This window comes from Pseudomonas sp. Sample_21, from assembly GCF_004307525.1.
Taxonomy (GTDB): domain Bacteria; phylum Pseudomonadota; class Gammaproteobacteria; order Pseudomonadales; family Pseudomonadaceae; genus Aquipseudomonas; species Aquipseudomonas atacamensis.
Window position 1 is genome coordinate 88,534 of record NZ_RCNZ01000079.1, and the last position, 24,830, is coordinate 113,363.

General features: G+C 58.9%; 26 protein-coding genes and 1 pseudogene. 5 read left to right on the top strand and 22 right to left on the bottom strand.

The genetic code is table 11. From position 1 onward, the window contains the following. Positions 1-42: 42 nt before the first annotated feature. The 3 genes and pseudogenes from D8U71_RS28620 to D8U71_RS14205 form a co-directional block, all read right to left on the bottom strand. Positions 43-211: pseudogene (locus D8U71_RS28620) on the bottom strand (transporter); the annotation flags it as partial. A gap of 138 nt (positions 212-349) precedes the next feature. Then, complete coding sequence (locus D8U71_RS14200) at positions 350-976, bottom strand: TetR/AcrR family transcriptional regulator (protein WP_130888010.1); 627 nt, start codon at positions 974-976, stop codon at positions 350-352. A 134-nt stretch (positions 977-1,110) separates the two neighbouring features. Then, the gene (locus tag D8U71_RS14205) at positions 1,111-2,433 is read right to left on the bottom strand and encodes an APC family permease (RefSeq protein WP_130888011.1); all 1,323 of its coding nucleotides are present in this window, start codon (positions 2,431-2,433) and stop codon (positions 1,111-1,113) included. Positions 2,434-2,980: 547 nt separating this feature from the next. Between D8U71_RS14205 and D8U71_RS14210 the strand changes: the two genes are divergently transcribed. Next, positions 2,981-3,343 carry a DUF6124 family protein gene (locus D8U71_RS14210; protein ID WP_130888012.1) on the top strand — a complete coding sequence of 121 codons (363 nt, stop codon included), beginning with the start codon at positions 2,981-2,983 and terminating at the stop codon, positions 3,341-3,343. A gap of 84 nt (positions 3,344-3,427) precedes the next feature. Here the strand turns inward: D8U71_RS14210 and D8U71_RS14215 are convergent, their stop codons facing one another. From D8U71_RS14215 to D8U71_RS14225, 3 genes are read right to left on the bottom strand one after another with little or no spacing between them, the layout of a single operon-like run. Then, a complete protein-coding gene (locus tag D8U71_RS14215) occupies positions 3,428-3,529 on the bottom strand; it encodes a YHYH domain-containing protein (protein ID WP_110599553.1) in 102 nt (33 codons plus the stop codon). Next, positions 3,508-4,644 carry a nickel/cobalt efflux protein RcnA gene (locus D8U71_RS14220; protein WP_130888013.1) on the bottom strand — a complete coding sequence of 379 codons (1,137 nt, stop codon included), beginning with the start codon at positions 4,642-4,644 and terminating at the stop codon, positions 3,508-3,510. Before D8U71_RS14220 ends, D8U71_RS14215 begins: the two co-directional genes overlap by 22 nt. A 7-nt stretch (positions 4,645-4,651) precedes the next feature. Next, on the bottom strand, positions 4,652-4,957 hold the full coding sequence (locus tag D8U71_RS14225; protein WP_122699136.1) for a metal-sensing transcriptional repressor: 306 nt from the start codon (positions 4,955-4,957) through the stop codon (positions 4,652-4,654). Positions 4,958-5,470: 513 nt separating this feature from the next. On the opposite strand from D8U71_RS14225, the gene D8U71_RS14235 reads away from it, so the two are divergent. Then, positions 5,471-6,208 (top strand): HupE/UreJ family protein, encoded by a 738-nt coding sequence (locus D8U71_RS14235; RefSeq protein WP_130888014.1) that lies wholly within the window; start codon positions 5,471-5,473, stop codon positions 6,206-6,208. Between the two features lie 12 nt (positions 6,209-6,220). Then, positions 6,221-6,886 (top strand): transmembrane anchor protein, encoded by a 666-nt coding sequence (locus D8U71_RS14240; RefSeq protein ID WP_130888015.1) that lies wholly within the window; start codon positions 6,221-6,223, stop codon positions 6,884-6,886. 69 nt (positions 6,887-6,955) lie between these two features. Here the strand turns inward: D8U71_RS14240 and D8U71_RS14245 are convergent, their stop codons facing one another. Continuing rightward, entirely contained in the window at positions 6,956-7,930 is a 975-nt protein-coding gene (locus tag D8U71_RS14245; protein ID WP_241664226.1) for an AraC family transcriptional regulator, read from the bottom strand. A 190-nt stretch (positions 7,931-8,120) separates the two neighbouring features. On the opposite strand from D8U71_RS14245, the gene D8U71_RS14250 reads away from it, so the two are divergent. Then, on the top strand, positions 8,121-8,633 hold the full coding sequence (locus tag D8U71_RS14250) for a nuclear transport factor 2 family protein (RefSeq protein WP_130888016.1): 513 nt from the start codon (positions 8,121-8,123) through the stop codon (positions 8,631-8,633). Between the two features lie 219 nt (positions 8,634-8,852). On the opposite strand, the gene D8U71_RS14255 is transcribed toward D8U71_RS14250, so the two are convergent. The 13 genes from D8U71_RS14255 to D8U71_RS14315 all read right to left on the bottom strand — a co-directional run bounded on the left by D8U71_RS14255 (position 8,853) and on the right by D8U71_RS14315 (position 21,268). Next, positions 8,853-10,148: an OprD family outer membrane porin gene (locus D8U71_RS14255; protein WP_232245415.1), complete on the bottom strand. Its 1,296-nt coding sequence runs from the start codon at positions 10,146-10,148 to the stop codon at positions 8,853-8,855. Positions 10,149-10,281: 133 nt separating this feature from the next. Continuing rightward, positions 10,282-11,208, bottom strand: coding sequence for an alpha/beta hydrolase (locus tag D8U71_RS14260; RefSeq protein ID WP_130888018.1), 927 nt, complete (start codon positions 11,206-11,208; stop codon positions 10,282-10,284). Between the two features lie 139 nt (positions 11,209-11,347). After that, positions 11,348-12,238, bottom strand: coding sequence for an alpha/beta hydrolase (locus tag D8U71_RS14265; protein WP_158561663.1), 891 nt, complete (start codon positions 12,236-12,238; stop codon positions 11,348-11,350). 60 nt (positions 12,239-12,298) lie between these two features. Further along, positions 12,299-13,216: a transporter gene (locus D8U71_RS14270; RefSeq protein ID WP_194087864.1), complete on the bottom strand. Its 918-nt coding sequence runs from the start codon at positions 13,214-13,216 to the stop codon at positions 12,299-12,301. A 121-nt stretch (positions 13,217-13,337) separates the two neighbouring features. Further along, positions 13,338-14,357 carry a 4-hydroxy-2-oxovalerate aldolase gene (dmpG, locus tag D8U71_RS14275; protein ID WP_130888019.1) on the bottom strand — a complete coding sequence of 340 codons (1,020 nt, stop codon included), beginning with the start codon at positions 14,355-14,357 and terminating at the stop codon, positions 13,338-13,340. Next, entirely contained in the window at positions 14,354-15,307 is a 954-nt protein-coding gene (locus D8U71_RS14280; RefSeq protein ID WP_125926146.1) for an acetaldehyde dehydrogenase (acetylating), read from the bottom strand. The genes dmpG and D8U71_RS14280 overlap by 4 nt, the downstream gene beginning before the upstream one ends. Positions 15,308-15,370: 63 nt before the next feature. Beyond that, positions 15,371-15,802 carry a RidA family protein gene (locus D8U71_RS14285; protein ID WP_116254804.1) on the bottom strand — a complete coding sequence of 144 codons (432 nt, stop codon included), beginning with the start codon at positions 15,800-15,802 and terminating at the stop codon, positions 15,371-15,373. A gap of 4 nt (positions 15,803-15,806) precedes the next feature. Continuing rightward, the gene (locus D8U71_RS14290) at positions 15,807-16,577 is read right to left on the bottom strand and encodes a fumarylacetoacetate hydrolase family protein (RefSeq protein ID WP_116254805.1); all 771 of its coding nucleotides are present in this window, start codon (positions 16,575-16,577) and stop codon (positions 15,807-15,809) included. A gap of 10 nt (positions 16,578-16,587) precedes the next feature. After that, complete coding sequence (locus D8U71_RS14295; protein WP_125926144.1) at positions 16,588-17,370, bottom strand: fumarylacetoacetate hydrolase family protein; 783 nt, start codon at positions 17,368-17,370, stop codon at positions 16,588-16,590. Then, a complete protein-coding gene (locus tag D8U71_RS14300; RefSeq protein WP_116254807.1) occupies positions 17,367-18,839 on the bottom strand; it encodes a 2-hydroxymuconic semialdehyde dehydrogenase in 1,473 nt (490 codons plus the stop codon). The genes D8U71_RS14295 and D8U71_RS14300 overlap by 4 nt, the downstream gene beginning before the upstream one ends. A gap of 198 nt (positions 18,840-19,037) precedes the next feature. Continuing rightward, positions 19,038-19,853: a tRNA U-34 5-methylaminomethyl-2-thiouridine biosynthesis protein gene (locus D8U71_RS14305; RefSeq protein WP_116254808.1), complete on the bottom strand. Its 816-nt coding sequence runs from the start codon at positions 19,851-19,853 to the stop codon at positions 19,038-19,040. A gap of 39 nt (positions 19,854-19,892) precedes the next feature. Then, positions 19,893-20,810, bottom strand: a complete 918-nt coding sequence (locus D8U71_RS14310) for a tRNA U-34 5-methylaminomethyl-2-thiouridine biosynthesis protein (protein ID WP_116254809.1) — start codon at positions 20,808-20,810, stop codon at positions 19,893-19,895. A 29-nt stretch (positions 20,811-20,839) separates the two neighbouring features. Continuing rightward, on the bottom strand, positions 20,840-21,268 hold the full coding sequence (locus D8U71_RS14315; RefSeq protein WP_177434908.1) for a RidA family protein: 429 nt from the start codon (positions 21,266-21,268) through the stop codon (positions 20,840-20,842). Between the two features lie 206 nt (positions 21,269-21,474). Between D8U71_RS14315 and D8U71_RS14320 the strand changes: the two genes are divergently transcribed. Next, positions 21,475-22,011 (top strand): MarR family winged helix-turn-helix transcriptional regulator, encoded by a 537-nt coding sequence (locus tag D8U71_RS14320; protein WP_241664227.1) that lies wholly within the window; start codon positions 21,475-21,477, stop codon positions 22,009-22,011. Positions 22,012-22,657: 646 nt separating this feature from the next. Here the strand turns inward: D8U71_RS14320 and D8U71_RS14325 are convergent. Together D8U71_RS14325 and D8U71_RS14330 are read right to left on the bottom strand one after the other, a co-directional pair. Next, a complete protein-coding gene (locus tag D8U71_RS14325; RefSeq protein WP_177434909.1) occupies positions 22,658-23,584 on the bottom strand; it encodes a DMT family transporter in 927 nt (308 codons plus the stop codon). Positions 23,585-23,815: 231 nt separating this feature from the next. Continuing rightward, positions 23,816-24,733, bottom strand: a complete 918-nt coding sequence (locus D8U71_RS14330) for a LysR family transcriptional regulator (RefSeq protein WP_130888022.1) — start codon at positions 24,731-24,733, stop codon at positions 23,816-23,818. Positions 24,734-24,830: the final 97 nt, after the last annotated feature.

The window sequence follows — 24,830 nt, forward strand, 5'->3', positions numbered from 1 at the left end:
GTCAATAGTCACAAATTCAGCGGCCCGATTTTCAGCGCTGAATCAGAACCGATAGCTGACAGACGTACCGAACCCGCTGGCGCTGTTCTTGTATTTCGCGCCGTACGAACCTTTGCCCGCCGAGGTGTCGTTGATCTCGACGCTGAATACGCGGCCCGCGATTGGTGTTGTTCGCGGGAGGCTGATCAACCGAGAACCCAGTAAGCAGCACTGAAATAACCAAACTGCGGCGGCCATGTTGCCCTAGTGACCATACCAGTAAAGAGTCACAAACAGATCAGCGGAAATGTCGTTGCGTCAGGAACAGGATGGGGTTGGGGCGACTGATCCGACTCCTCGGATCAGACGGTCAAGGCATCAAGCTGCGCAAAATGAGGTTCGAAGTCAGCGTGGGCGCCACTTCGATGAAATCGAGATTGTGTTGCAGCATCAGTGGATTGACGAAGGGCCGCAGCGCCAAGTGGATCGACTCGACCGTCTCGTCCAGCGGCGTCCTGCGCTCGAACTCACCGGCCTCGCGCCCTTCACGGACAATGTCGGTGATGAAACGCTTGATCTGCGCATCGTAACGCTGCGCACTCGGCCAGTTCTCACCCGCTGCAAACGCGGCAATGTCGTAGAGTTTGCGATCGTTGAAGAACAGGTTCACGCCCGTAGCGATCACAGTTTTCACCAACCGGCGGAAACGCTCGGTGGGCGGCAGGTCTTCTTCGTTGATCGCTTGCTCGACCGCCGCAACGATCTGCCCTAGACAATTCGCGCAGATGGCTTCGCCAATCGCCTGTTTGGAATCGAAGAATTTGTAGATGTACGCCTTGGAGAAACCGATGGCCTTGGCCAGATCGGACACCGTGGTCTTGGCGTAGCCGTACTGGCTGAAATGCTCGTTGGCCGCCGCGACAATCTGATCACGAATGTCGTGATCAACGGGACCACGCGGGCCGGGGAAGGATGGGGAAACTGAGGACTGATTCATGTCGGCAGCTTACTCACCCGCCCGCCGACTGACAACGTGTTGCACATCCTGAATATCACCACCCATCCACTGTGGGAGCGAGCCTGCTCGCGAAAACGTTCGCCCAAACAACACCAATTCCCCAAGCTGCTGCACTACCCGGCCTTACTGATCGCGGAAAATTTGATACGAGAAAAGCCATGCAGCAACATCCCGACAATGATCAACGCCCCCGCCCGCAACCACGTTTCCCACCCCTGCTGACTGAGCAGAACCAGACACGACACGATCGCAAGCACGGGAACGAAGGTCGGCACGCGAAAGTGGTCCTCCTCTACCCTGTCACGACGAAGGACGAGCACCGACACATTGGTACTCAGAAAAACGAACAGCAGCAGCAAAACCACTGTCTCTGCCAACGTTGCCAAAGTACCGGTGAGCGTCAGGGCAATCGCTACCACCGTAGTTGCGACAATTGCAGCCCACGGAGTTTTTCGTTCACGCAGCACCGCACCCAAAACACCCGGCAACAGCCCCAGATTCGCCATGCCATAGGTCAATCGGCTGGCCATGATCATGGTTAACAACGCACCGTTGGCCACAGCAATCAGCGCAATAAAAGAGAACAGCGCCGGCGGGATTGCGAGGGTCGATGCGCGGACAACTTCTAGCAAAGGCGCCGATGTTGCCACCAACTTCTCGGTAGGCAACACCGAAGAAGCCGCCACGCCCACCGCCATGTAAACCACCCCAGCGGTGAGCAAAGCGGCGAACAAGGCCCGCGGGTAGACCTTGCGCACGTCTTTGATTTCCTCGGCCAGATTGGCCGAAGTTTCGAAACCGACGAAGGAATAGAAAGCCAACAATGCAGCCCCCAGCACCGCCAGCATGGGACTGACGCCCGGTTTGAACGTGAGCGTCCGCCCCAGGTCCGCATCGCCTGTGCGGAAATACCAGACCGCAGCCACGATCACCAGAATCAGCCCGGACAGTTCAATCACGGTCATCACCAGATTCGCCCCAAGCGACTCCTTGATCCCCCGCGCGTTGAGCAGGCCGATCGCCAGGAGAAACACCAGCGCTGCAATCTGCGGCGATACGTCGACAAAGGCGTTGAGGTAATCACCGGCAAACGCCAGCGACAAACCCGCAGCGCTGGTGACCGCAGCCGCCAGCATGCAGAAACCGACCAGGAAGGAAATGAGCGGCGACTTGAAGGCCTTTTCCGCGAACACCGAAGCCGCGCCGGCGTGGGGATATTTGGTCACCAGCTCCGCGTAGGAACCTGCCGTCAACATGGCGAACAACAACGCGATCAGCAGCGGGACCCAAATCGCGCCGCCCACCTCCCCCGCGATCGTTCCGGCGAGTGCGTAAACACCCGCGCCGAGTACATCGCCGAGAATGAACAGAAACAGCATCGGGAAAGTGATAGCCCGGCGCAGAGCAGGTTTATGAGTGGGAGCCGTCACGGTCATTCCTTGGTTCAGGTGTGGAGGAGCTGGAGGGTTGTCACCTCAAACAATGGAAAATGGTGAGCAAAGCAAAGTTCCAAATCTATGACGGCCCGATTGGCACGGCGCTATAAACATTGCCCACTCGACACCTGTGGGAGCGAGCCTGCTCGCGAAGACTCCAGCCCGTTCAACACAAAACCTCAGCCAAAACCATTTCCCTAAACACCTCGTTTAAAACCGACATCCAGACTATTCCAGCAAGCTACAACGCCTTGCGCCATTGCCTACGACTACGCCAGAATCCGCCGGCTTGTGCGCCTCGGGCCGGGGCTCTATCGTTGGCCGGTCACTGAAAAACAGTGATCGGGTTTGGTAGCCCGCTTTCCACATGGCGCATAACGTCATCCTATGCAGATGCTTTCGCATCGGTTTTATGGTGGCCATGCGCAGGGCGTTTTCGAGCGCGCCGGTTTTTCCATGTGGGCCGGTCTACCAACCTTCGTATGGCCACCACCCTTCGTTTGGTAGCGAGAGTGATGGCTCCCTTGGTCACATATGGAGCTTCACCATGTTCAAAGTCACGCCAAACCCGCCACAGTCAGACGCAACCTCCCCATACGAATCCCTCGACTCAAACAAACTCCACAAAGCCGCCGACCGCGCCCTCGACCACTACCTCAAACCCACCGACACCCTCAAAACCACGCCCTACCAGACCAGCAGCATGTTCCTCGCCAACCCGAAAACCGCGACTGAAGAATTGCTGGTCAACGCCAGCGAATCGCTGGGCTCGGCTTCGGTGATGTTGAGTGATGTGATCGGGATGGTTGAAGGATCTGCTCGCAAGACACTGCAAGGTATCGCGCAAGTGGTAATGCTCGGCGAGCTGGCGGTTAATCAGGCGTTGGATAACGTCGTGCCGGTCGAGTAATCCTGCGGATGCAGGCGTTCGCTAATGCCTCGCGCTCATCGCGCGCGCCTCGATAGCCCAGCCTTGCGCTGGGCTTTTTGCTCGTCAGTGGCAGTGGTAGTCGTTGGTTTTATGGTTGCGATGGCAACCCTTTGCATCAGTGCCACCGCTGTGCGCAAAGGGTCTTATGCGCTCAGGCCGATCCAGCCATGAAAGCCGACATACAGGCCAACGCCAATGATCAGCACGCTGGACAGGTAAGGAGCGCGGCGCGCCAAGGTTCCCAGCCACGGCCAGCGATTGGAAGCCTGTCTGGCACCGATGGCCGCAGCGGCACCGACAGTGACCAGAGTCAGCGCCAGGCCGATGCTGAAACACAGCACGAGCATGCCGCCGAGCGCGACCTCTTTGACTTGCAGGCACAGCAACAGGACAGTGATGGCAGCCGGACAGGGAATCAGGCCGCCAGTCAGTCCGAACATGACGATCTGACCCGTGGTCACTTCGCGGTTGGTGAAGCGCTTACGGATGTCGTTGGCATGAGCACGTTCGTGCGCATCCTGATAGCCATCAATCGACAGCTCCAGGCCTTCGAGTTCGGAATGCGCATGCCCGTGATCATGCTCCTGGAACGTCAGGTCGTAATCATGCGAATGCCCGGCATGTCCAAGGCTCAAGCGAGCGCTGAACTCGTGCGGTTCCGGAATATCCACCGTCGACTGCAGAAAACCTTCACGCTCGACGAACGCGAACGATTGGCTGCTGCCGTCCGGACGCGTCGTGGTCAGGCGAACATCCGAGGCTGCCCAGGCGTGTCCGCTCAAGGTCTTCAGGCGCCAGTGCGGTGGCATGCCTTCCTCGAAGATCGACAGTTCAACACGGCCATGGCCGGTATCTATTCGGTGCGTTTCATCATGATGACCATGGTCGTGTTCGCCGTGATGGTGATCATCGCTTTGCTCGAACTTGAACATCTGCTCACCGCGCCAGGTACGCCACAGCATCCACAGGGCAATCGCGATGATCAGTGCAGAGGAAGCAAGCTGGAAGTACGGCTCAGTGGTTTCAGCGTCCAGGCCTTTGCCCAGGTACATGCCGCCGATGGCGACCAGCCACACCACGGCGGTGTGCGAAAGCGTTGCGGCCAACCCCAACAAAACAGCCTGTTTGACCGAGCCACGGATGGCCACGATGAAGGCCGCCATCATGGTTTTCGAATGACCTGGCTCCAGGCCATGCAAGGCGCCGAGCAGAATCGCGCTCGGGAAATACAGCCAGGCGTGAGCCCCGCCTTGCTGCAACAGTTCAGCGAAATCGGGCATGTCAGACCTAAAGGTACTTGGTGATTTGTTTGAAGGCTTCCAGCGGTGCGCGCTCGCCATTGCCTAGCGCCGAAACGGTATCTTCGAGGCAGTGGTCGATGTGATCCTGGATGAGCGTGCGTTTGGCCTGGCAGATCGCTTTCTCGACCGCATGAAGCTGCTGGGCGATATCCACGCACTGACGCCCTTCTTCGATCATGGTGATGATGCCGCGCAAATGCCCGTCCGCCCGTTTGAGGCGTTTGATGATCGCCTCATGACTTTGGTGGGTGTGGGGATGGCTGTGGTCGTGTTCGTGTTCGTGTTCACTCATGAGTTGAGTCTCAGGGCTCGATGAATTACGCTGGAATCGTATCCCCCCTGGGGGGATTAGGCAAATCGCTTGAACGCCCTGTCAACGAGTTGAAACCTTTAACGCCATGTTCAGCAAAACACTGACAACGACGGTAGTAATCGCGCTTGCTCTCGCCATGTTCATGGCCTGGGCCGGGCATACCTATTCGTTGTCAGTCACCTCGGGGCAGCCAGCCTGGGAGATCGCTCAGGACGTCCATCATGCTCACGGCGAAGAGTCGTCATCCAGCCACTCAAGCTTTTCAGAACACTATCACTCGCCATTGACCCCTGATCATCAGCACGAAACGCCGCAACTCACAGCCGCGTTGATGTTGGCGACATCGCCGATGCCATCGATCCGGGTCGATACACTTCGACACTCGGTTCCTCTGCCGCCGATATTTTTGATCGAGCGTCCACCTCGCCCTTCGTTCGCATCCTGACCACGGCCGCAATGCGGCCCAAAATCATTGCAACGTAGGATTAATTCATGCAATCGCACTCAATGAGCGGTGTTGGCGTGTTCGCTGCGCCTGGGCATCGCCCGCTATTACTCTTGTTTTTATTTTTAGCGGCACTTTTCTTCGGCATGCCCGAAGCGATGGCGCATGCCGTCGCTGAAGGTGACAAGGGTTTCATTCAGGAAAGCACCGGCGTCATGTTGTTGCCCTTCATCTACATGGGCGCCAAGCACATGATGACCGGCTACGACCACCTGCTGTTTCTGTTCGGGGTGATCTTCTTCCTCTACCGCCTGAAGGATGTTGGCCTTTACGTCACGCTGTTCGCCGTAGGCCACTCGGTCACGCTGCTGCTTGGCGTGCTGGCCGAAATCAGCATCAGCTCCTACATCATCGACGCCATTATCGGCTTTTCGGTGGTGTACAAAGCCCTCGATAACCTCGGCGCATTCCAGCGCTGGTTCGGTTACCAACCCAATACCAAAGTGGCCACGCTGATCTTCGGCTTGCTCCACGGTTTTGGTTTGGCGACCAAGATTCAGGAATACGAGATCTCACCAGACGGCCTGATTCCGAACCTGATCGCCTTCAACGTTGGTGTCGAGATCGGCCAATTGCTGGCCCTCAGCGCGATCCTCATTTTGATGGGGTATTGGCGGCGCACCGGCAGTTTCTGGCGCCACGCGTATACCGCCAACGTCGCCATGATGAGTGCCGGTTTCCTCTTGATGGGTTACCAGATCACCGGCCTGTTTGTCTCCGCCTAAGGAATTCTGACCATGTTCAATACTCCGCTTCCAACTGTTAATGAACTGCCCAGCACCCGCAAACTGCTGCGCTCGACCGTCATCGCGATACTGGTCGCCGCCGGCCTTTTGGTGACCGTTGTCATGCCGTCTGAATACGCCATTGATCCTACAGGTGTGGGCCGAACACTGGGGCTTACCCAGATGGGCGAGCTGAAACTCATCCTTGCTCAAGAAGCGTTGGCGGAAGCCGCTGCGCCTCAAGCAACCGCTCCAGCTCCGACTGCAACTTCTGCTCGAGCTCCGGTGCAGCAAGTTGCGCAAGTCCAAGCCATTGAGAAGCCTGTTACCAAGCCAGTAACCGCGCCCGCCCCGGCGCTGAGAACCAATCAGATGAGCGTAACGCTCAAACCTGGCGAAGGTACGGAAATCAAACTGGAAATGCTGAAGGGCAAGACTGTCAGTTATGAATGGACAGCCACTGGCGGGCTCGTGAACTACGATACTCACGGCGAGCCCTCCAACGGCGAAAAGGGTTACTTCCACAGCTACAACAAGGGCAAGCAGGTCGAAGGACATAAAGGCCAATTCACCGCGTTATTTGACGGCACCCATGGCTGGTTCTGGCGTAACCGCAGCAACAAGGACGTGACCATCTCGCTGAATACGACCGGCGATTACCTGAGCGTCAAACAGTAGTCCGGAACACATTGAAAACGAGGCCGCAAATGCGGCCTCGTTTTTTCTGCGCGAAGAAAAGTGCTGGATTCAAATCCCGCAAATGTCCGTGCGCAGCCGCCAAGCGTCTTTCGCTGGTGGCATGCCGAACAGACGGGCGTAGTCTCGACTGAACTGCGAGGGACTTTCATAACCGACTGCATATCCCGCCTCTGCGGCATCGACCGCTTCGGTGACCATCAGCCGACGTGCTTCCTGTAGCCGCAACTGGTTGCGAAACTCCAGCGGGCTCATCGAGGTGATCACCTTGAAATGGGTGTGAAACGAAGAACGGCTCATGCCGGCGATTTCGACGAGTTCATCTATTCGACACGCTTCGTTGTAGTGGCTGCGCAGCCAGGCAATGGCCTTGGCAATCTGGTTCAAGCGGCTGTCTGCTTGTGCCATCTGCCTGATGATGCTGTTGCCATTCTCGGTTAGAAGGCGATAAAGCATTTCGCGAATCACCAACGGAGCGAGCGCTTCGATATCCCGTGGCCTGTCGAGCAGCCCGGCCAGCCGAACCGCAGCATCCAACAGTTCTGGAGTCGTATCGTTGAGCGTAATGCCTGCCGGCGGTGCACTGACGCCCTCTTCTCTTAGCGGATGGCGCAGCGCAAGTTCACTCAACACAGCGGTATCGAGATCCAGCGCCAGGCACAGATAGGGAACAGCCTCACTCGCCTCGATGACCGAGCCCATCACCGGAAGGTCTACCGATGCAATCAGGTACTTGGCCGGATCGTAAACATAGGCGGTAGTACCCAGCATCGCTTGTTTACGTCCCTGAGCGACAAGGCAGAGCGTTGGCTCATACACCACCGGCATAGGCATCGTGGGCGTAGCCGAGCGAATAAGGCTGACACCCGGGATCGCGGTGCTGTGAATGCCGTCATCCCGGACGTGACGACCAATGATATCGACAAGCTTTGAAAGGGAATTCAAACACAACTCCATCACGTGGGGATGCGGCGGTTGGGCATCTGGTATCGGATGATCAAGCAAGAAATCAGGACGATCCTGCAACAGCCCTCCTCCGCTCATAAGTCACACTTCAGATGAGGCCCAGAGATACTGCCGTCCACACCCGCGCCGATTCTTTGCCAATGCCTCATATAGAACAACGGCGTGTGGGAACGCAACTAGCGGCTTCAGATAACAACAACGGCCCACCCAACTCGACGGGGCTCATCGAACAGATTAAGGAGCACAGGAAATGACGCTTGTTCAACGCCTCTCTACAGCGCTAGCACTAGTCTTCACCACACTCATTGCAGGGCCGGCGCCCGCCATGGCCAGCGAACCAACTACGGAACGCAATCGTCAATTCGTTGCGCAAGCGTTCAACCAGTGGGCTCAAGGCGGCCGGACGTTCTTCACAGATGTGCTGGCTCCCGATGTGATCTGGAAAATCAAGGGGACGAGCCCCTCGGCAGGCACTTATCGGGGCCGAGATGACTTTCTGAAACGCGCAGTCCAACCCTTCGCAAAACGGCTCACCTCGCCCGTCCGCCCGACGGTGACGGATATCTGGGCTGAAGGCGATGACGTCGTTGTGCACTGGGACGGCACCGCCACCGCAGCCGACGGCGCGCCTTATCGCAACAGCTACGTATGGATCATGCGCATGCGAAACTTGCAGGCAGTTGAAGTCATTGCCTTTCTCGATCTGGTGCCTTATGACGACGTTATCAGGCGAATTCCGCTTGAAGCGGGCAATGTTGAATAGATAATCCTGCCAAGATCGGCTGGAGGATCTGCTCGCGAGACGTTGCGAGATATCAAGTAAGTGGGCATGTCGCGAATGTCGGCTTTCGGCCAGAAGCTGCCCGTCACGGGCGTCCCCCCTTTGGTTGATGACAGTCTTCGACGACCACCCTGCCGCGCACCCCAAGATGCGCGGCAGGAGGATAAATATCCACCTGGCCAAGCGCGACGCGGTGGAATCTCAGAACAACGACACCGGTATTTTCACGATGACCCGCAGCTCGTCAAAGTTGCCCTCGACCTGATGACTGCTCGCGCGATGCCAGGCGTAACCGGCAAGGATATTGGCCCCCTTCAGCTCGGTTCCCTGGAAGGTATAACTGGCGAAAACACCGGTTTCATTATGGTGCTCGTTATCCTGAAGAGGTGAAGCGGTATAAACACCTTTGCTGCCTCCGTTGTAACCGGTGCCGTCAATACCCCAGCCACGTGTATGCCAAAGTATGCTTTTGAAGCACGGCACGCCGTAGGCCGCCCAGTCATTGATGTACTTGATCTGCAACGAGGTTTCGTTCGGCCCGTTGAAATAGGAAACCATGGTATTGGGCAACGAAATGGCATTTGATTCTTTGACGTAATCGAAGAACTCATCACCGACTATTTTCTGCAGGCCAAACTCGACGGTATGGTTCTTGAAGCTGGGGGTAACCGTCAGGCCATAGGCCTGCTGATCGATATAACCGGCCTCTTGTTTTCCGCTGGATTGGGTGTTGTAAGCCGACAACTTGACGGAGGTTTTTATTTCTCCTGTCTTGAAGTCCCGGCTTAGGCCTAGATATTCCCGATCCCAGATATCCTGAATACGGGAAACATAGACACTGCTCTTCAACCCGCCCGCACTGGTGTAATCACCGCCCACGTAGGCGGTCCAGTCACTGCTGACCGGGCGCATTGCATATTGAAGCCCTATGGGCTCGGTACCGGCCGCATAGCGGGGCGCCATTTTCGAGAAATAACCGGACTTCAATACCAGACCTTTGATGGATGAGTTTTCGAACGACCATCCATCAAAAGACGCCGGCACGGTACGTGTATCGGAAAAGTTCATCACGGGGTTGGCCACTTGATGACGGCCAATTTTCAATTCCGACTCAGCCATTCGCAACTTCAGCGCGGCAACGCCCAGGCGGCTCCAGCTCGGCTCGACATCACCGTCACTGTTGACCAGCATGCGGTTACTGCCGCCTGCCGCATCAGCGGGGTTGCGCTCCAGTGCAACGACCGAATATGCAGCGAGATCAAGCCCGACGCCCACCGCCCCAGGTGTATACCCGGAGATAAAACCCAGCTTGAAGCCCTGTTGCCAGGCGACTCGGTCATGCGAAACCCGTGGCCCATCATCGGTACGATAACGGTAGACCGTGTCTCCCCTGCCGATCTCTTTGGAATACCAGTGCCGGGTATCCAGTGTCAGAGAACTTCCCTTAAAAAAACCGCTGTCGGAATTCTCCGCCAGTGCTTCAACACTCAGCAGCATGCCGGGCAAGACACACGCCAGCACAGCTCCACTCTTTACAGGAAGCCACATAGGGATAACCCTCAACTTTTATTATTTTTATATGCCAATAGCGGATTGTTACGAAGCGACCGAAAGTCAGTTAACCAAAACCTTATCGGGACAGTTCGGACACATACTTGACCAGCTTCTCTGCCATCTCGGCGTTGGCCGTGTTCACGGGAGCAAAGTGATTGGAATCACACAGCGCGTCATACCGCGATTGCACGCCCGCGGTAGTCGCGCGCTTCACGTAATCGCGAACGGAGGGAAAACGGTCACTCTGATTGGTGATGAATATCTGCGGGACTTTTACCAGTGGCATCTGCGCCGGGGAGACTTCCTGCAAACGCTTCTGCAGCGCCTCACCTTGAATGTTGCCGAGCACCTTGGCCTGAACATCGCCGCGTGGCAGGGTCGAATACCACGCCAAGTCGACCACACCATCGAGCACGACCACGCCGGAGATTTTCAACGGGTTTGCGGCATACAGTTCAGACTCCGGCTTCAACAGGCTTCTACCGGCCAGCCACAGCGCGTAATGCCCCCCCGATGAGTGACCAATGGTGACCGTTTTCTTCAAGTCCAACGGGTACGTCTTCGCCAGCTCCTGCAACTTGTCCGCCGCGCTGGCGACCGTTTTGAAAGAGTTCGGCCATTCGCCGTAACTGCCCACACGACTGTATTCGATGTTCCACGTCGCGAAGCCTGCCTTGGTCAGCAGATCAGCGACCGGCGCCATGTAGTCGAGGCTGACATCAGCGCTCCAGCGTCCACCGTGAACAACCACTACAACCGGAAACGGCCCTTTGCCTTTGGGTAAACGCAGGTCGCCGAAGTTATCCAGGCCTTTGCCATAATATTCACGGTGCACATCGCCCATGACCGCGGGTGCGCGCTTCACCGTTTCCTGAAACAGTGACCATTCATCCTGAGGCGCCGACAGCGGCAGTGGTTTTTCGCAGCCAACATTGTTCTCTACGGCCTGAACACCGAAGGCCACAGAGGCCAGCAATAGCGACACGGCAATTTTGCATTTCATTGGGAACCCTACCTTTTTTTGATTTTAAAGTTCACAGCCAGGTTGTTCTTGAGTCGGTTTCGCAGAGCATCAACGCAACAAGCCAAAGCGCTCAGCGAGCGAAAGAGCAGTTACAACCCGGCAAAGATCGCTGTCGGATTCAGGCCCGAGCAGCGTCCAGTTTTAGCCACCGCTTGATCCACTGCACCATGGGGCCGCTGCCTGCCGCCAGGTCGTCGAGGATGTTGAAATGGTCTGAGTCCAGCGCGAGCAGCTCGGCCGGTGCGCCTTGTTCTATGCAGGCGCAGGCATAGTCCATCGTCTGGCGGCGGAATTCGTCCGTCTCGCGCAGCCCGTAGGCCAGCATCAGGGGCGGGAGCCGCGCCGGAATGTGCAATATCGGGCTCAGCGACTCGACTGATTGCCAGGTGAAATCAATCGTCGAGGCCAGAAAGGTATGCGGTAGCGGACGCAAGTCAAACACCCCGCTGACAGCGATGGCGCCTTGGTAGGGTTGGGCCGGCAGGCCATAGTCGCCCACCCAATCGGTCGCCAGCAGCTCGGCCACTCCGTGGGCTCCAGCTGAATGCCCGACCACCACGATGCGCTCGCGATCAATCCCGAACCGCTCGGCGTTGCGCCACAGGAAGCAGAACGCCGCGCGATGCTGGCGTACGATCTCGGCAATGGTGACTTTCGGCGCCAGCGTGTAGTTCTCAATCACCGTCACCACGCCCAGCGCGGCCAAGCCCTTGGCCACGAAGCTCCACTCCTTGCTGGTGGTCGCCCGCCAGTAACCGCCATGAACGAAGAACACTGCCGGGCGCAAGGTTCCGGGGGTTGCCTGTTGGGGGAAAAACACGTCGAAGGTTTCGTCTAGGGTCGGGCCGTAGGGCACGTCCAGCTTATTGGGCAGTTGGGCGCGTGCGATTTGGCTTTGCTCGATGAACCGCTGAACATAGCCATCGAAGTCTTTGACCGAGGCCTCGATGTCGTACTGCTCGTCAAGCTGCGCCGTCGTGGTAAAACGTTGGTAGATCGGGATTTTCATACAGGCATGCTCCGGGGAGTTCTTGGGGGCCAGCGCCATTGGCAATCGTTCGGCAAGAGGTCAGAACGGAAAAACGAGCTTTAGCCAATAGGCGTCGCCTTCGGCGCGATTGCGCACCGCGCGCTCCTGCTGCCACTTTGCGGTCACGAACCAACCCCGCTGACTGCTGTATTTGATCGATGGGCCGATGGCGAACGCGCGGCCTTTATTGTCCTCGACCCGCTCACCGCGGACATCGTCGTCGGTGGTCTGCCGGTACACGTAGCCGCCCACACCGAGCACCCAGCCATTGCTGAGGCCCCAGCCAATGGCATAGTCGGCGTGCAGCTCCTGGCCGGAACGGTAATCAGTGTCGCGGTTGCGCAGGTTGAAGTCGTACATGGTCTTGATGTCGATGTTCAGCCCGTTCGGATCGACGTAGCTGAAGGCCGCCACCGGTTGCACGGTCCAGTAATTACGGCCGATATTGACCAGATCGTCGCGGTCAAAACGTCCCGTGGGAGCGAAGAAATCGATGCCATAGGCGGCATGCATTTTTTCACTGTAGTGGTAGCCCAGGCCGGGGCCGAACGTGATGTCGCCCAGCTCGCGCTTGCGCTGACTGGTGCCGTCGAGCGAGACCTTCAACTCGACCAGCGGCGCGATGGCATGGAACGCCAGACTGCCGCCCAACACCTTCTGCTCGGTGACCCACACGACGCGCGGCGCAATGACATCGGCGCGCAGGCGGAAGTCCACTGGCAGCTGCCGCCCGTCATTGCCGCGCAAACGGTCGGCGCGGTAACGCTGGGCGTAGACGGTGCCATACAGGCCCGGTGGCGGCATGGCGCCAGACAAGTAGTTCTCGGCACCCATAGGGTACATGGAGCCGCCACCTTCGGTGGCGAGGGTTTGCGCGGCCGGCGCGGTCAGCGAGCAGCCCAGTAACAGCCGCGCGGTGACAAGAGATGGGCTTACTGCACTGTTGTTATTGTTCATCGTGTCTACCCATTGATTGGCGAAAAAACCAGGCAGGCGCTCACCTTTCACAAGCGCAGCCGCCCCAGGTCAGGCCCGAATCACCTGCGGGCCTTATCGGAAAAACCTGCAAATAAGCGCTTCAGGTCTTTTTGAGCATGTCGAGGGCAACGTCGACGATCATGTCTTCCTGGCCGCCGATCATCCGGCGCTTGCCCAACTCGACGAGGATGTCGAAAGCCGACAAGCCGTATTTGCTGGCGGCCGCTTCGGCGTGGCGCAGGAAGCTTGAATAAACCCCGGCATAACCCAGCGCGAGCGTTTCGCGGTCGACCCGCACCACCCGCTCCTGCATAGGGCGGACGATGTCTTCGGCGGCATCGATCAGCTTTTTCACATCACAGCCGTGGTTCAGGCCCATGCGCTCGGCCGCGGAGACGAACACTTCCATCGGTGCATTACCTGCGCCGGCGCCCATACCGGTGAGGCTGGCATCGATGCGATCGCAGCCGTTTTCAAGCGCAATCAGGCTGTTGGCCACGCCGAGGCTGAGGTTGTGATGGGCATGCATGCCGGTCTCGGTTGCCGGGTCGAGCACGTCCTTGAGGGCCTTGAAGCGCTCGGCAATGTCCCACATGTTCATCGCCCCGCCCGAGTCCACCACGTAGACGCACTGTGCACCATAACTTTCCATCAGCTTGCCTTGCGCGGCGAGTCCGGCGGGGGTTTGCATGTGGCTCATCATGAGGAAACCGACGGTGTCCATACCCAAAGAACGGGCGTATTCGATGTGCTGGCGGGATACGTCGGCTTCGGTACAGTGGGTGGCCACGCGCACGATGCGCGCGCCGGCGTTGTAGGCAGCCTTGAGGTCGTGCACGGTGCCGATCCCCGGCAGCAACAGCGTTGCAATGCGGGCACGCTTGACCACTGCCGCCGCCGACTCGATCCACTCAAGATCGGTGTGGGCACCAAAGCCGTAGTTGAAACTCGACCCCTGCAAGCCATCGCCGTGCGCAACTTCAATGCTGTCTACGCCGGCGTCGTCCAGCGCCTGGGCGATCCGTGCAACTTGTTCGAGGCTGTAGCGGTGACGCACGGCATGCATACCGTCGCGCAGGGTGACGTCGGAAACGTGGATTTTTCTATTCTTGTCGATCATTTTCCCACCCCTTCAGCGGCGAGTTGCGCTTGGGCAATACGTTCGGCGACGGTCAACGCCGCGCTGGTCATGATGTCGAGGTTGCCAGCGAACGCCGGCAGGTAATGCCCGGCACCTTCCACTTCGAGGAACACCGCGACCTTGATGCCGGTGCTCCAGCCCAGACCGGGAATGTTCTGCCGGTTGTCCTCGCCGAAGTGCTCGAACTGAACTTGTTGTTTGAGCCGATAACCCGGCACATAACGACGCACTTCAGCGACCCGCGCCTCGACGGCGCCGGCGATTGCCTGGGTGTCGGCATCCGGCGGCACGAAGCAGTAGATGGTGTCGCGCATGATCAGCGGCGGCTCGGCCGGGTTGAGGACGATGATCGCCTTGCCACGGGCGGCTCCGCCCACTTCTACGATGGCGCGAGACGTAGTCTCGGTGAACTCATCGATATTGGCGCGGGTGCCGGGGCCGGCAGACTTGCTGGAAATCGCCGCGACGATTTCGGCGTAATGCACCGGCGCCACGCTCGCCACTGCATGCACGATCGGGATGGTCGCCTGGCCACCGCAGGTGACCATGTTCAGGTTCGGCGCCTCGGCATGCTCGGCGAAGTTCACCACCGGAATCACGAAAGGCCCAAGCGCGGCCGGGGTCAGGTCGATGACGCGCACACCATGGTCGCGCAGTCTGGCGTCATGCACCTTGTGCGCACCTGCCGAAGTGGCGTCAAAGGCGATGCGGATTTTCTTGAAATCGGGCAGCGCGAGCAGTCCGTCGATGCCCTCTGCGGTGGTGGGCACGCCGAGACGTTCGGCACGCGCCAGACCGTCGGAGGTCGGGTCGATGCCGACCATTGCAGCCACTTCGAGCATGTCGGAATTGCGCAGGATCTTGATCATCAGATCGGTGCCGATGTTGCCCGAGCCAATGATTGCCACGGGAATGCGAGCAGATGACATCTGTTCTTCTCCTGTCGAGTGCAGGCCAGCCCCTCGGCTGCGGCCCGCACTCGGTGAGTGGGTTCAGCGCAATGGCTTGTAGGCCACGGCTTTGATTTCGATGACCAGATGCGGGTGAGGCAACTGGTGCACGGCTACAGTGGTGCGCGTCGGGCCGTCGGCGTCGAAGAACTGCGCGTAGACCTGGTTGTACTGAGCAAAATCGTTCATGTTGACCAGATAGCTGCACACCTCAACCACGTCTTCGAGGTCGGCATCGACACTGCGCAGAATGTCGCGAATGTTGTTCAGCACCTCGCGGGTCTGCACTTCAATGCACGGGCGCACGCGCCCAGTGGCATCCAGCTCGGCACCGGCGATGCTGTTGTCGGGGCGGCGCGAACTGGTGCCGGAAACGAACAGAAAGTCACCGGCGCGTTTGACGTGCGGAAAGGCGCCCAGCGGGGTGGCCTTGCCATCGACCACGCGGGCACGGGTTTGCGCTTTGTCACTCATGGCTTTACTCCTCGCGCAGCGTTTGGAACGCCACGCTGCCCAGATGCTGGAATTCACAACGCACCGCGACCCCCGGACGCAACGCCACGGCTGCCGTCGCGGCACCGGCCAGCACCAGGCTGCCGGGTTCCAGCGCTTCGCCGTGCTGCGCAGCCAGGCGCGCCGCCGCCACCAGCGCACGTACTGGTGCCCCGAGGATCGCCGCCGTGCTGCCCATCTCCACCGCGCGGCCGTCGAAGCTCATCACCAGCCCCAGATTGTCGAGATTGGTGTCGGGCCGCTGCCATCCGCCGACCACGAAGCCGGACGACGAAGCGTTGTCGGCGACCACGTCAGGCAGCGAAAACTTGAAGTCGCGGTAGCGCGAGTCAATTACCTCCAGCGCCGGCGCGACGGCTTCGACTGCGGCCAAGGCCTGCAACGGCGTCACCTGCCCTTGCAGGCGCTTGCCGAGCAGAAAGCAGACCTCCGGCTCGACACGCGGGTGCACATACCGGGACAAATCAATGCTGCCGCCCTCCTCGATCCACATGTCCGAGGTCAAGCGCCCCCAGATCAGATCGGAAACACCCATCTGGGCCATTTTCGCGCGGCTGGTGAAGCCCATTTTCATGCCCACCTGACGCGCGCCACGGGCAAGACGTTGTTCGATCAACTGGCGCTGCACCTGATAGGCCTCGTCCAGCGTGACGGTGTCTTCACCGCTGAGTTGCAGGGTCGCCTGAGCGAGCCGGGCCGCCTCATCGAGGCGCTGGGCAATACGTTGAATTTTCATGCGGATCACCTCAATTGGCGGGTTCGAAACAGGCCCGGACGCTGCCCAGACCCTGAATGCGTGCCTCGAAAACATCACCGGGCGCGACACTGACCATCGGTCCCAAGGCACCGCTGAGCACCACATCGCCGGCCCGCAGTGGCGTGCCCATATCGACCAGGGTGCGCGCCAGCCACAACGCGGCATTCAAGGGGTGACCCAGGCATGCCGCACCGACGCCGAAAGATACGGGCTCGCCCTGGCGCTCCATGACCATGCCGGCCAGGCGCAAATCCAGATCGGCAAGTTTCACCGGCCGCTGGCCGAGCACGTAGAGGCCGGCCGAGGCGTTGTCGGCGATGGTGTCGAGAATGCTGATGTTCCAGTTGGCGATGCGGCTACCGACCACCTCAATGGCAGGCAGTGCATAGGCGGTAGCCGCGAGCAAATCGCTTAGCACGATGTTTTCGCGGTCCAGATCGCGCTCCAGCACCAGCGCCACTTCCGCCTCGCACTTGGCCTGCATAAGGCGCGGCCAGGCGATCGCCTCGCCATCGGCGACCTCCATGCTGTCGTACAAGGTGCCGAAGTCCGGTTGATCCACGCCCAACTGCTGCTGCACCGCATGCGAGGTGAGGCCGATCTTGCGCCCGGTGATACGCCGCCCGGCGTGGACCTGGCGCTGGGTGTTGAGCTGTTGCACCCGGTAGGCGTCGGCAATCGAGGCCAACTGATCGCGGACCGGCAGCACCGGTTCGCCGCTTGTGGCCGCCTGGTCGAGCAGATCGGCAACTCGTTGAAGTTGATCGCTCATTGCTCGCTCTCCTGGTCAATGCGTACGCAGACGTTGGTCAGTTCCGAATAAAAGTTCAGTGAGTGCATGCCGCCCTCACGGCCGATGCCGGACAATCCAGCGCCACCGAACGGCGTACGCAGATCGCGCAAAAACCAGGTGTTTACCCAACTGATGCCCACGCGCATGGCCTCGCTGACGCGGTGCGCGCGGCTCAGGTTGGTGGTCCAGATGGTGGCGGCCAGGCCGTAACGGGTGTCGTTGGCGCGGGCGATGACTTCACGCTCGCTGTCGAACGGCGACACGTGGCAGATCGGCCCGAAGATTTCTTCGCGCACCGAACGGGCGTCGTCGGACAGCCCGGCAATGACGGTCGGCTCGACCCATGCGCCGTTATCACGTGCATCACCAAAATGCGGTACGCCGCCACCGGCGATGAAGGTCGCACCTTCCCGGCGCGCAAGTTCGAAGTAACTCAGCACCTTGTCGCGATGCTTGGCCGAAATCAGTGGCCCCATCTGCGTGGCAGGATCGTGGGGCCAGTCGATTTTCATCACCTTGATGCGCTCGGCAATCGCTGTGCAGAAACGCTCGAAAATCGGCCGTTCGACATACACCCGTTCGGAGCACAGGCACACCTGACCGCTGTTGAGAAACAGCGCGCGCATCATGCCGTCGATCATTTTCTCGAAGTCGCAGTCGGCGAAAATGATCGCTGCGTTCTTGCCGCCCAGCTCGAACGACACCGGCTTAACTCCTTCGGCGGCAGCACGCATGATGGTGGTGCCCGTGCGTGATTCGCCCGTGAATGTGATGGCGCTGATGTCCGGGTGCCGGGAAATGAACTCGCCGGCCGAGTCCGGACCGAAACCGTGCACCAGGTTGAACACGCCATCCGGTACACCGGCGGCTTGCATCACTTCGGCGAGCAGCGTCGCGGTGCCGGGAGTGTCTTCGGAAGGTTTGACCACCACCGCGTTGCCGCACGCCAAGGCCGGTGCGACCTTCCAGGTCAGCAACAGCAACGGCAGGTTCCACGGGGAAATCACTCCGACCACGCCGAGTGGCTTGCGGGCGGCGTAGTTCAGCGCGTAGGCACCGTCTGGCAGGTCCAGGCGATGGCTGTCCAGCGGCGCGGTGGCGAGGATGTCTGCGAAGGTACGGAAATTGGCGATGCCGCGTGGCACGTCGATCACCGAGGCCATGGCCAGCGGCTTGCCGGTGTCGGCCATTTCGGCGGCCAGGAAATCGGCCTGGCGACGCTCCATTTCGTCAGCGATCCGGCGCAGGACGTCGACACGTTCAGCGGCGCTGGTGCGGCCCCAGGCGCCAGCGACGGCGCGATGGCCAGCCTTGACCGCCTCGTCCACCAGCTCGCGGCCAGCCTCATGGACCACGGCGACGACGGAGCCGTCGACCGGGCTGATGTCCTCGAAGGTGCGCGGGCTCTCGACCCAGCGACCATTGATAAAATTTCGATAGTTTTTCATGACTGACCTCAATGACACGGCTGACGGCGAGCCTGCAGCCGGCTCGCGAATTTGCAGAGGCCCGGCCCGATAAATCGCGGGCGCAGGCATGCACGGCTTGCGTTGCAACGGCAACGCAAACGGTCTACGGAAAAAAATTGATGCGGCGCGCTTCAGCAGCGGTGATGAGCGAGATCGCGCACCTGCTCGTTCATCCCCTCAGGGGTTGAACTCCACGACAGCGGCGCCGCTGCCATACAACGCGCCGTAGTGATGCACTGTGGCGCCCTGGAAACGCCCACCGAGTGCGCCGAGCAACCAGTGGAAATGCTTGAAACCCATGTCCACCCGCGCTTCGGCGGCATAGGCCGGCAGCACTTCGCGCAGCGCATCGACATCGCCCGCCTCGATCAGCGCCAGAACCTTGCGATTCCAGGCGTCTTCTTCTGCGTGGACGATGCGGTCGTCCTGCGCTTCGATGGGTTTTGTAAACAGGCTCCCGGACAAGCCACCGACGCCCACCACTGCCACGCGCTTGCCTTGTTCGGCAGCGCAGGCCACGGCAATCGCCGCCAGCTTCTCGGTCGCTTCGGCGTTGTCGTAGAGGTTGTTGGACGCCACCACCAGCGGCAACGCTTCGCTGCCCACACTGAGCGCGGTGCTGGCGACGATGGTTCCGGTGTCGATCGGAAAGCCTTGATAGTCGGCGCCACGGGCATTCACACCTTTGGCCCGGCAGGCCTCGATGCAAGCGTTGGCCAGGCTCACATCGCTGTACAAGTCATAGGCCATCTCACCGAATTCGTGCCAGTTTTCGTCGACGTGAATGTCTTCGCTGCGGCGCCGGGTCAGCCAGATCTCATCAAGCACGGCGAACCATTGCGTGGAATAGAGCAGCACCACGTCGGGCCGAGAGGCACGTAATGCGGCGCCGGCCTGTTGCATGGCCTGTCGGAAGCGCTGCCAATTGGGCACATCGGGGCAAAGTTGCGGCAGCGGGCTACCGTGGACCAGAAAAGCCGATACAAGCGTCATGGTTGTTCACCTTGAAAAGAGGTCTGCGAGTCGCGAGGTTCAGGCGGCTTCTGCTGCGGCACGGGCGAGACCGGCCTTGAGCAGATTCCATTCCATTACCGCGTTGCCAGTGCCGATTACCGTGCCGTAGCCGTGCAGTTCCGCCGCCAGTTGCGGGTACTGCATGGCCGCGTGCATCCAGGTGAACGCACCGGACTTCACTTCGGCGAACGCCTCGTCGATGAACTGCGGCAGCAGACGAAAGACTTCATTCATTTCCCCGCGCCGCATCAGCTCGATCATGCGCATGTCCCACTGATACCCCAGTTGGCTCTGCGGATGTTCCTGGGTCATGTCTTCTGGCGGCTCCGGCTCTTGATGAAAATGCCAATGCGATAGAGTGTTGGACGCCAGCAGCACCGCGCGCTTGCCCGATTTGGCGATCGCTTCGCGGGTGGCCTTGCCCAACAGATCCATCTCCACCTGGCCCTCTTCCATGCTCAGGTAATAAGGCGTGTTGTTGGCCGAGATCGACACCACTGGAATGTCCCACTGCGGACGGATCATATGCAGTGCGGTGATGGTGCCGTAGTCGACGCGAAAACGCGGGTTGCGCATCATCTTGGTCTGCAGCCCTGCCTTGCGGCCTTCTTCACAGCAGGCCTCGGCCAGTTCGACGTCGAATTTTATCGAGTAGTCGAAGCGAAACAGGTTGGGAAAGATCGGGTCGACCGAGCGCCCGGCCAGGTGCTCGACACCGATGAAATGATGCCCCACGGACGTGATCCAGTGCGGCGAGTGCACCAGCAGTACGTCCGGCTTCAACGCCTCGACACTGGCGCGCGCCCGCTCATACGCCCAGCGCAATTGTTCCCAGCCGCCCTGGGAGCGTGGTTCGTTCTGCGGTGGGTTTTCCGCATAAAGAATGTGCGGTGGATGAGGGGCCAGAAACCCGCTGATAATTTCACCGTTTGCCATGTCGCTTCTCCTGTTCTTTTTGTGTTGCATCAAGGCAGTGAAGAATCAATCGCGAACTGGAATTCCATTTCAACCAACGCCCCCAACGGCAGCGCATCAACCCCTAGCGAAGTTCGCGCAGGTGGGGTGCGCCCCTCGAAGAAAGCTTGCCAATGCTGATTGAGCACGCCGAACTGGCTGAAGTCAGCGCAATAGATCCGCACCAACATCAATTTCTCCAGTCCGAACGTCAGCTCCTTGCACAATTCGCTGAGGTTGATCAGGATCTGCTGCACCTCTGCGGCCATACCGCCGTCTACCAGGCCGCCGTGGGCCGGGTCGAGACCGACCATTCCCGAGACGAAAATGAAACCGCCGGCCCGTACCACAGGGCTATAGGCAAAATGCGGCGCAGGCAAGGCGCGGCTGACCAGAGGAGTCCATGTAACAGCAGTTGTCGGGGTCGCTGACCAAGTCATTTTGTTATTCTCATTAAGTACGTATACGTCCTTTATGGAGCCGATGCTATGACCGGTCATACGGCCTGTCAACGACTTTTTGGCAGTCAGCCAGCAAAACAATAGTACGTGCACGTTGATTATTGGCAGACTTGTTTCGCCGTGCTGGAAGACCAATACTTAACTGGCTGATTTGCCTGACAAATAGTACGTGCACGTACTTATGATTGATCCCCAAAGGATCGCCACCGCAAGGAATGACCGGACGTCCAATGCCATCCACACGCACGCCAGAGCCCGCGAAACTTTCTTCCCAAAGCCAGCTACTCGTCGACCAGTTTCACCTGGAAGACATCGTTTCCCACCTGCTGCGGCGGGCACACTTCGTCGCGGAAGAACTGTTCAACGCAGAATTTTCCGGCGAATCGATCACCCCGCGACAGAAAGCAGCACTGATCGTGGTATCGCAACACCCCGGCCTGACCCAGAACGCACTGGCCGGTCACCTGTTCATGGATCGCAACACCGTTGCCGAAATGGTCAAACGCCTGTGCGCCAACGGCATGCTGATCCGTACCAGCGCTAAAACCGACCAACGCGCCTATCAGCTGTACCTCGGAACCGAGGGCGCCGAGCTACTGGATCGCGTGCTGCCGCGTGATGCAGAAGTGGAAAGGAAACTGCTGGAACGCCTGCCGGAGGAATATCGGCCGCTTTTTTTGAAGTGCCTGAAGATGATGGTTGCGCCGTTGGATGAGTCATAACGTGGACAGCGGCGCTCGGTTTTCTCTGATTTGCAGATTGGCAAAAAACGAACCCTTTGAATGGCGCTATGTAACGTCTTAACGTAATTGCTGATTACAGAGAAGATGATCACTTGCCTGAATAGAGTCTGGTCTTCTGGGTTGATCGCACAAGCTTCAATGACGCTGATCAACGCCGGAAAGCTGGTTTTGTCTACATCGATTTAAACGACGCTAAAGTCATGCTTGGGCAAGTCAACTTGGACGATGGTTGACTGCGTTACAAAGCAAGCCGTTCGGCTGAGGGTCCAATCTGCAGATAGATGTCAAGGCTGCTGCGCTCTGCATGAAAAACCTTAATTGGCTGCATTTTCGCACCTTCGCGAATGATCAAACTCTCCGTATAGAGCGGCACATGTGCAAGCCGGCTGTCCAACTCCTGCCTGGTCGTACGAAACTCCAAGCACTGTCAAGTACTTGGGCATTGAGGTCGATGGTGCTTTGGAAATTGCAGAGCAGACAGGGATTTAACCAAGCCACTCACCTGCTCTGAGTCACAATTTGTTTTTGGCACAATCCAAAAGCTTGAGGTTTATCGAGGGCTTTGACTGGCTGCTTTTGGCCGACAGCTGCCGCTCACGAACGACGTCTCTGGGCCAAGAACCGCTTATTTATTAGATTTTTGGGCACGCAGAATCAGGAAGCCGGCAATGACAATCAAAAAAATTCCAGCCCATGTGAAGACGTCCGGCGTTTCCTGGAACAATACATAACCCCAAAGGCAGGCAAAAACCAAGTAGGCATAATCGAAAGTCCCGATAAGTGCTGGAGGCGCAACTTGGTAGGCCTTGGCGGTAGCCGTATTTATGAAAATCAGGGCGCAGGCGTAACAGAAGATAAAAAGAATCTCCTGCCAACCAAGCGTCTGCCAAGGCGAGAGTAGAAATGCAGCACCAGCGACGGTGGACTCACTGACCATTAGCGATGCGATGCCTCCTATGACGGCGGCGAAAAGAAAAGCGATATTCAAGCCCAGAGCCAATACAAGTGGATGATCATTGCGACAATGTCGGCGTGTCACAACCATCGCGATCGCATAGAAAACAGCCGCAATCACAGGTAGCAGGGTTGCAAGGACGAAAATGTCTGATCCCGGGCGTAATACCGTGGCGACACCCGTGAAGCCTATTCCTATCGCTACCCAACCCCGCAGTGGTAAAGGCTCACCTCCGTAAAAGGTGGAGAAAAGCGCTATGAAAAGGGGAGTTGTGTAGATCGCCACGGCGGCCACTGATAATGGGATCAACGGTAACGCTGAGTAGTACGTTACCCACATTAACAACAGCAGAATGCTCCTGATTGTGACCCAAAACATCGAGGCGGTTGAGTGTCGATCCGATCTGATGCCCGTGGCGAGCCAGGCTACAAGGGTGGGCACCGACAGGCAGGATACGATGAGGAACAACTGCCAGAGTGGAAGTCTGGCGCTGAAATATTTGACCGCTGCATCGGCCAGAGAAAGGAGAAAGACAGCGGCGCTTATTAGCCATATGCCCTTGGGAACGCTGTCGGCGCTTGCACTGTACTTGCTCACGAACCGCACTCCTGTTCCGTCAGTGAACTTAGATCCTAACAGACGGTGGCGCCTTCCTAGGGCAAATAACCAACACGTCAGACGGCAATGTTCAGTGCTGGCCGTTGTGACTATCGTCCCACCAGCTCTGGGCCTTAAGGGCCAACTGCGAACGGCTGCTTCTGGCCGATTGCTGCCAGTCGCCATAGGCGCTTGTTGCGAAGCCATGTATTCGCCTTACAAAACAGCGCTTCAAACATCTGAGCTTTCCGCAATCTCCCCTTCCCCCCGCAAAAAATCCACAAACGCCCTCAGCGGCGAAGGCATGTGGCGGCGGCCGTGGTAATACAGAAACGGACCGTCGAAGGTCTGCCACCAGTCCTCGAGAATCGGCACCAGTCGACCATCGGAGAGCGGCTCGCGCAGGAAGTCCTCGAAGGTATAGACGATGCCCAGTCCGTTGATGGCAGAGCGAATTTTCAGATCGTGCGACGACGTCAGCAGTTGCCCCTGAGGCGGGATACGCACGATACGGCCGTCTCGATGGAACTCGAATACGCCGACTTTGCCACTCTCGAAGCGATGGCCAAGCAGGTCATGGCCCGGCAGTTCTTCGGGGTGAGTGGGCGTACCGCGTTCAGCCAGATAGCCCGGGGCGGCGGCTGCAACGAAGCGTTGGCGACGCGGGCCGATGGGGACGGCGATCATGTCCTTGGCCAGGCTCTCTTCATAGCGCACGCCGGCGTCATACCCGCCAGCGTTGACGTCGACGAAGGTGTTGTCCATGACGACTTCGACACTGACTCCTGGATAAAGGCGCAGAAAACGCGCCAGCAGGTCGGGCAACAGAAAGCGTGCCACCGGCACTGGCACATTGAGCTTGAGCGTGCCGACCGGGCGCTGAGCGTCGTCGTCCAGATCGTTGAAAGCGGCGTCGATTTCCTGCAAGGCCGGGCGCAGGCGCTCGAGCAATCGCTCGCCGGCGGCCGTCGGCGTGACGCTGCGCGTGGTTCGATTGAGCAGGCGCACGCCCAGGTCGCTTTCCAGCCGACGCATGCAGTCGCTCAACGAGGAGGCGGACAGCCCGCGCTTTTGCGCGGCAGCACGAAATCCCCCCGCCTCGACCACCGCAGCAAATATCGACACATCGGTAAGGTTTGGTTTACGCATGAATGCTTCCTCCGCAGGCGCCTGACTGTACGCCATACCGTACGGGTCATCCACCAATGCCCGACTTATCCTCGCGCAATCGTACACCGATACTGCT

Bases quoted from the DNA above. Each gene is read 5' to 3' on its own strand.
- D8U71_RS14315 (WP_177434908.1), bottom strand. From the start codon at position 21,268: ATGACTTGGTCAGCGACCCCGACAACTGCTGTTACATGGACTCCTCTG.
- D8U71_RS14225 (WP_122699136.1), bottom strand. From the start codon at position 4,957: ATGAGTGAACACGAACACGAACACGACCACAGCCATCCCCACACCCAC.
- D8U71_RS14290 (WP_116254805.1), bottom strand. From the start codon at position 16,577: ATGAAAATTCAACGTATTGCCCAGCGCCTCGATGAGGCGGCCCGGCTC.
- D8U71_RS14255 (WP_232245415.1), bottom strand. From the start codon at position 10,148: ATGCTGCTGAGTGTTGAAGCACTGGCGGAGAATTCCGACAGCGGTTTT.
- D8U71_RS14300 (WP_116254807.1), bottom strand. From the start codon at position 18,839: ATGAAAAACTATCGAAATTTTATCAATGGTCGCTGGGTCGAGAGCCCG.
- D8U71_RS14330 (WP_130888022.1), bottom strand. From the start codon at position 24,733: ATGCGTAAACCAAACCTTACCGATGTGTCGATATTTGCTGCGGTGGTC.
- D8U71_RS14285 (WP_116254804.1), bottom strand. From the start codon at position 15,802: ATGAGTGACAAAGCGCAAACCCGTGCCCGCGTGGTCGATGGCAAGGCC.
- D8U71_RS14260 (WP_130888018.1), bottom strand. From the start codon at position 11,208: ATGAAATGCAAAATTGCCGTGTCGCTATTGCTGGCCTCTGTGGCCTTC.
- D8U71_RS14295 (WP_125926144.1), bottom strand. From the start codon at position 17,370: ATGAGCGATCAACTTCAACGAGTTGCCGATCTGCTCGACCAGGCGGCC.
- D8U71_RS14200 (WP_130888010.1), bottom strand. From the start codon at position 976: ATGAATCAGTCCTCAGTTTCCCCATCCTTCCCCGGCCCGCGTGGTCCC.
- D8U71_RS14265 (WP_158561663.1), bottom strand. From the start codon at position 12,238: ATGAAAATCCCGATCTACCAACGTTTTACCACGACGGCGCAGCTTGAC.
- D8U71_RS14210 (WP_130888012.1), top strand. From the start codon at position 2,981: ATGTTCAAAGTCACGCCAAACCCGCCACAGTCAGACGCAACCTCCCCA.
- D8U71_RS14235 (WP_130888014.1), top strand. From the start codon at position 5,471: ATGCAATCGCACTCAATGAGCGGTGTTGGCGTGTTCGCTGCGCCTGGG.
- D8U71_RS14250 (WP_130888016.1), top strand. From the start codon at position 8,121: ATGACGCTTGTTCAACGCCTCTCTACAGCGCTAGCACTAGTCTTCACC.
- D8U71_RS14305 (WP_116254808.1), bottom strand. From the start codon at position 19,853: ATGACGCTTGTATCGGCTTTTCTGGTCCACGGTAGCCCGCTGCCGCAA.
- D8U71_RS14205 (WP_130888011.1), bottom strand. From the start codon at position 2,433: ATGACCGTGACGGCTCCCACTCATAAACCTGCTCTGCGCCGGGCTATC.
- dmpG (WP_130888019.1), bottom strand. From the start codon at position 14,357: ATGATCGACAAGAATAGAAAAATCCACGTTTCCGACGTCACCCTGCGC.
- D8U71_RS14220 (WP_130888013.1), bottom strand. From the start codon at position 4,644: ATGCCCGATTTCGCTGAACTGTTGCAGCAAGGCGGGGCTCACGCCTGG.
- D8U71_RS14310 (WP_116254809.1), bottom strand. From the start codon at position 20,810: ATGGCAAACGGTGAAATTATCAGCGGGTTTCTGGCCCCTCATCCACCG.
- D8U71_RS14240 (WP_130888015.1), top strand. From the start codon at position 6,221: ATGTTCAATACTCCGCTTCCAACTGTTAATGAACTGCCCAGCACCCGC.
- D8U71_RS14270 (WP_194087864.1), bottom strand. From the start codon at position 13,216: ATGAACAATAACAACAGTGCAGTAAGCCCATCTCTTGTCACCGCGCGG.
- D8U71_RS14280 (WP_125926146.1), bottom strand. From the start codon at position 15,307: ATGTCATCTGCTCGCATTCCCGTGGCAATCATTGGCTCGGGCAACATC.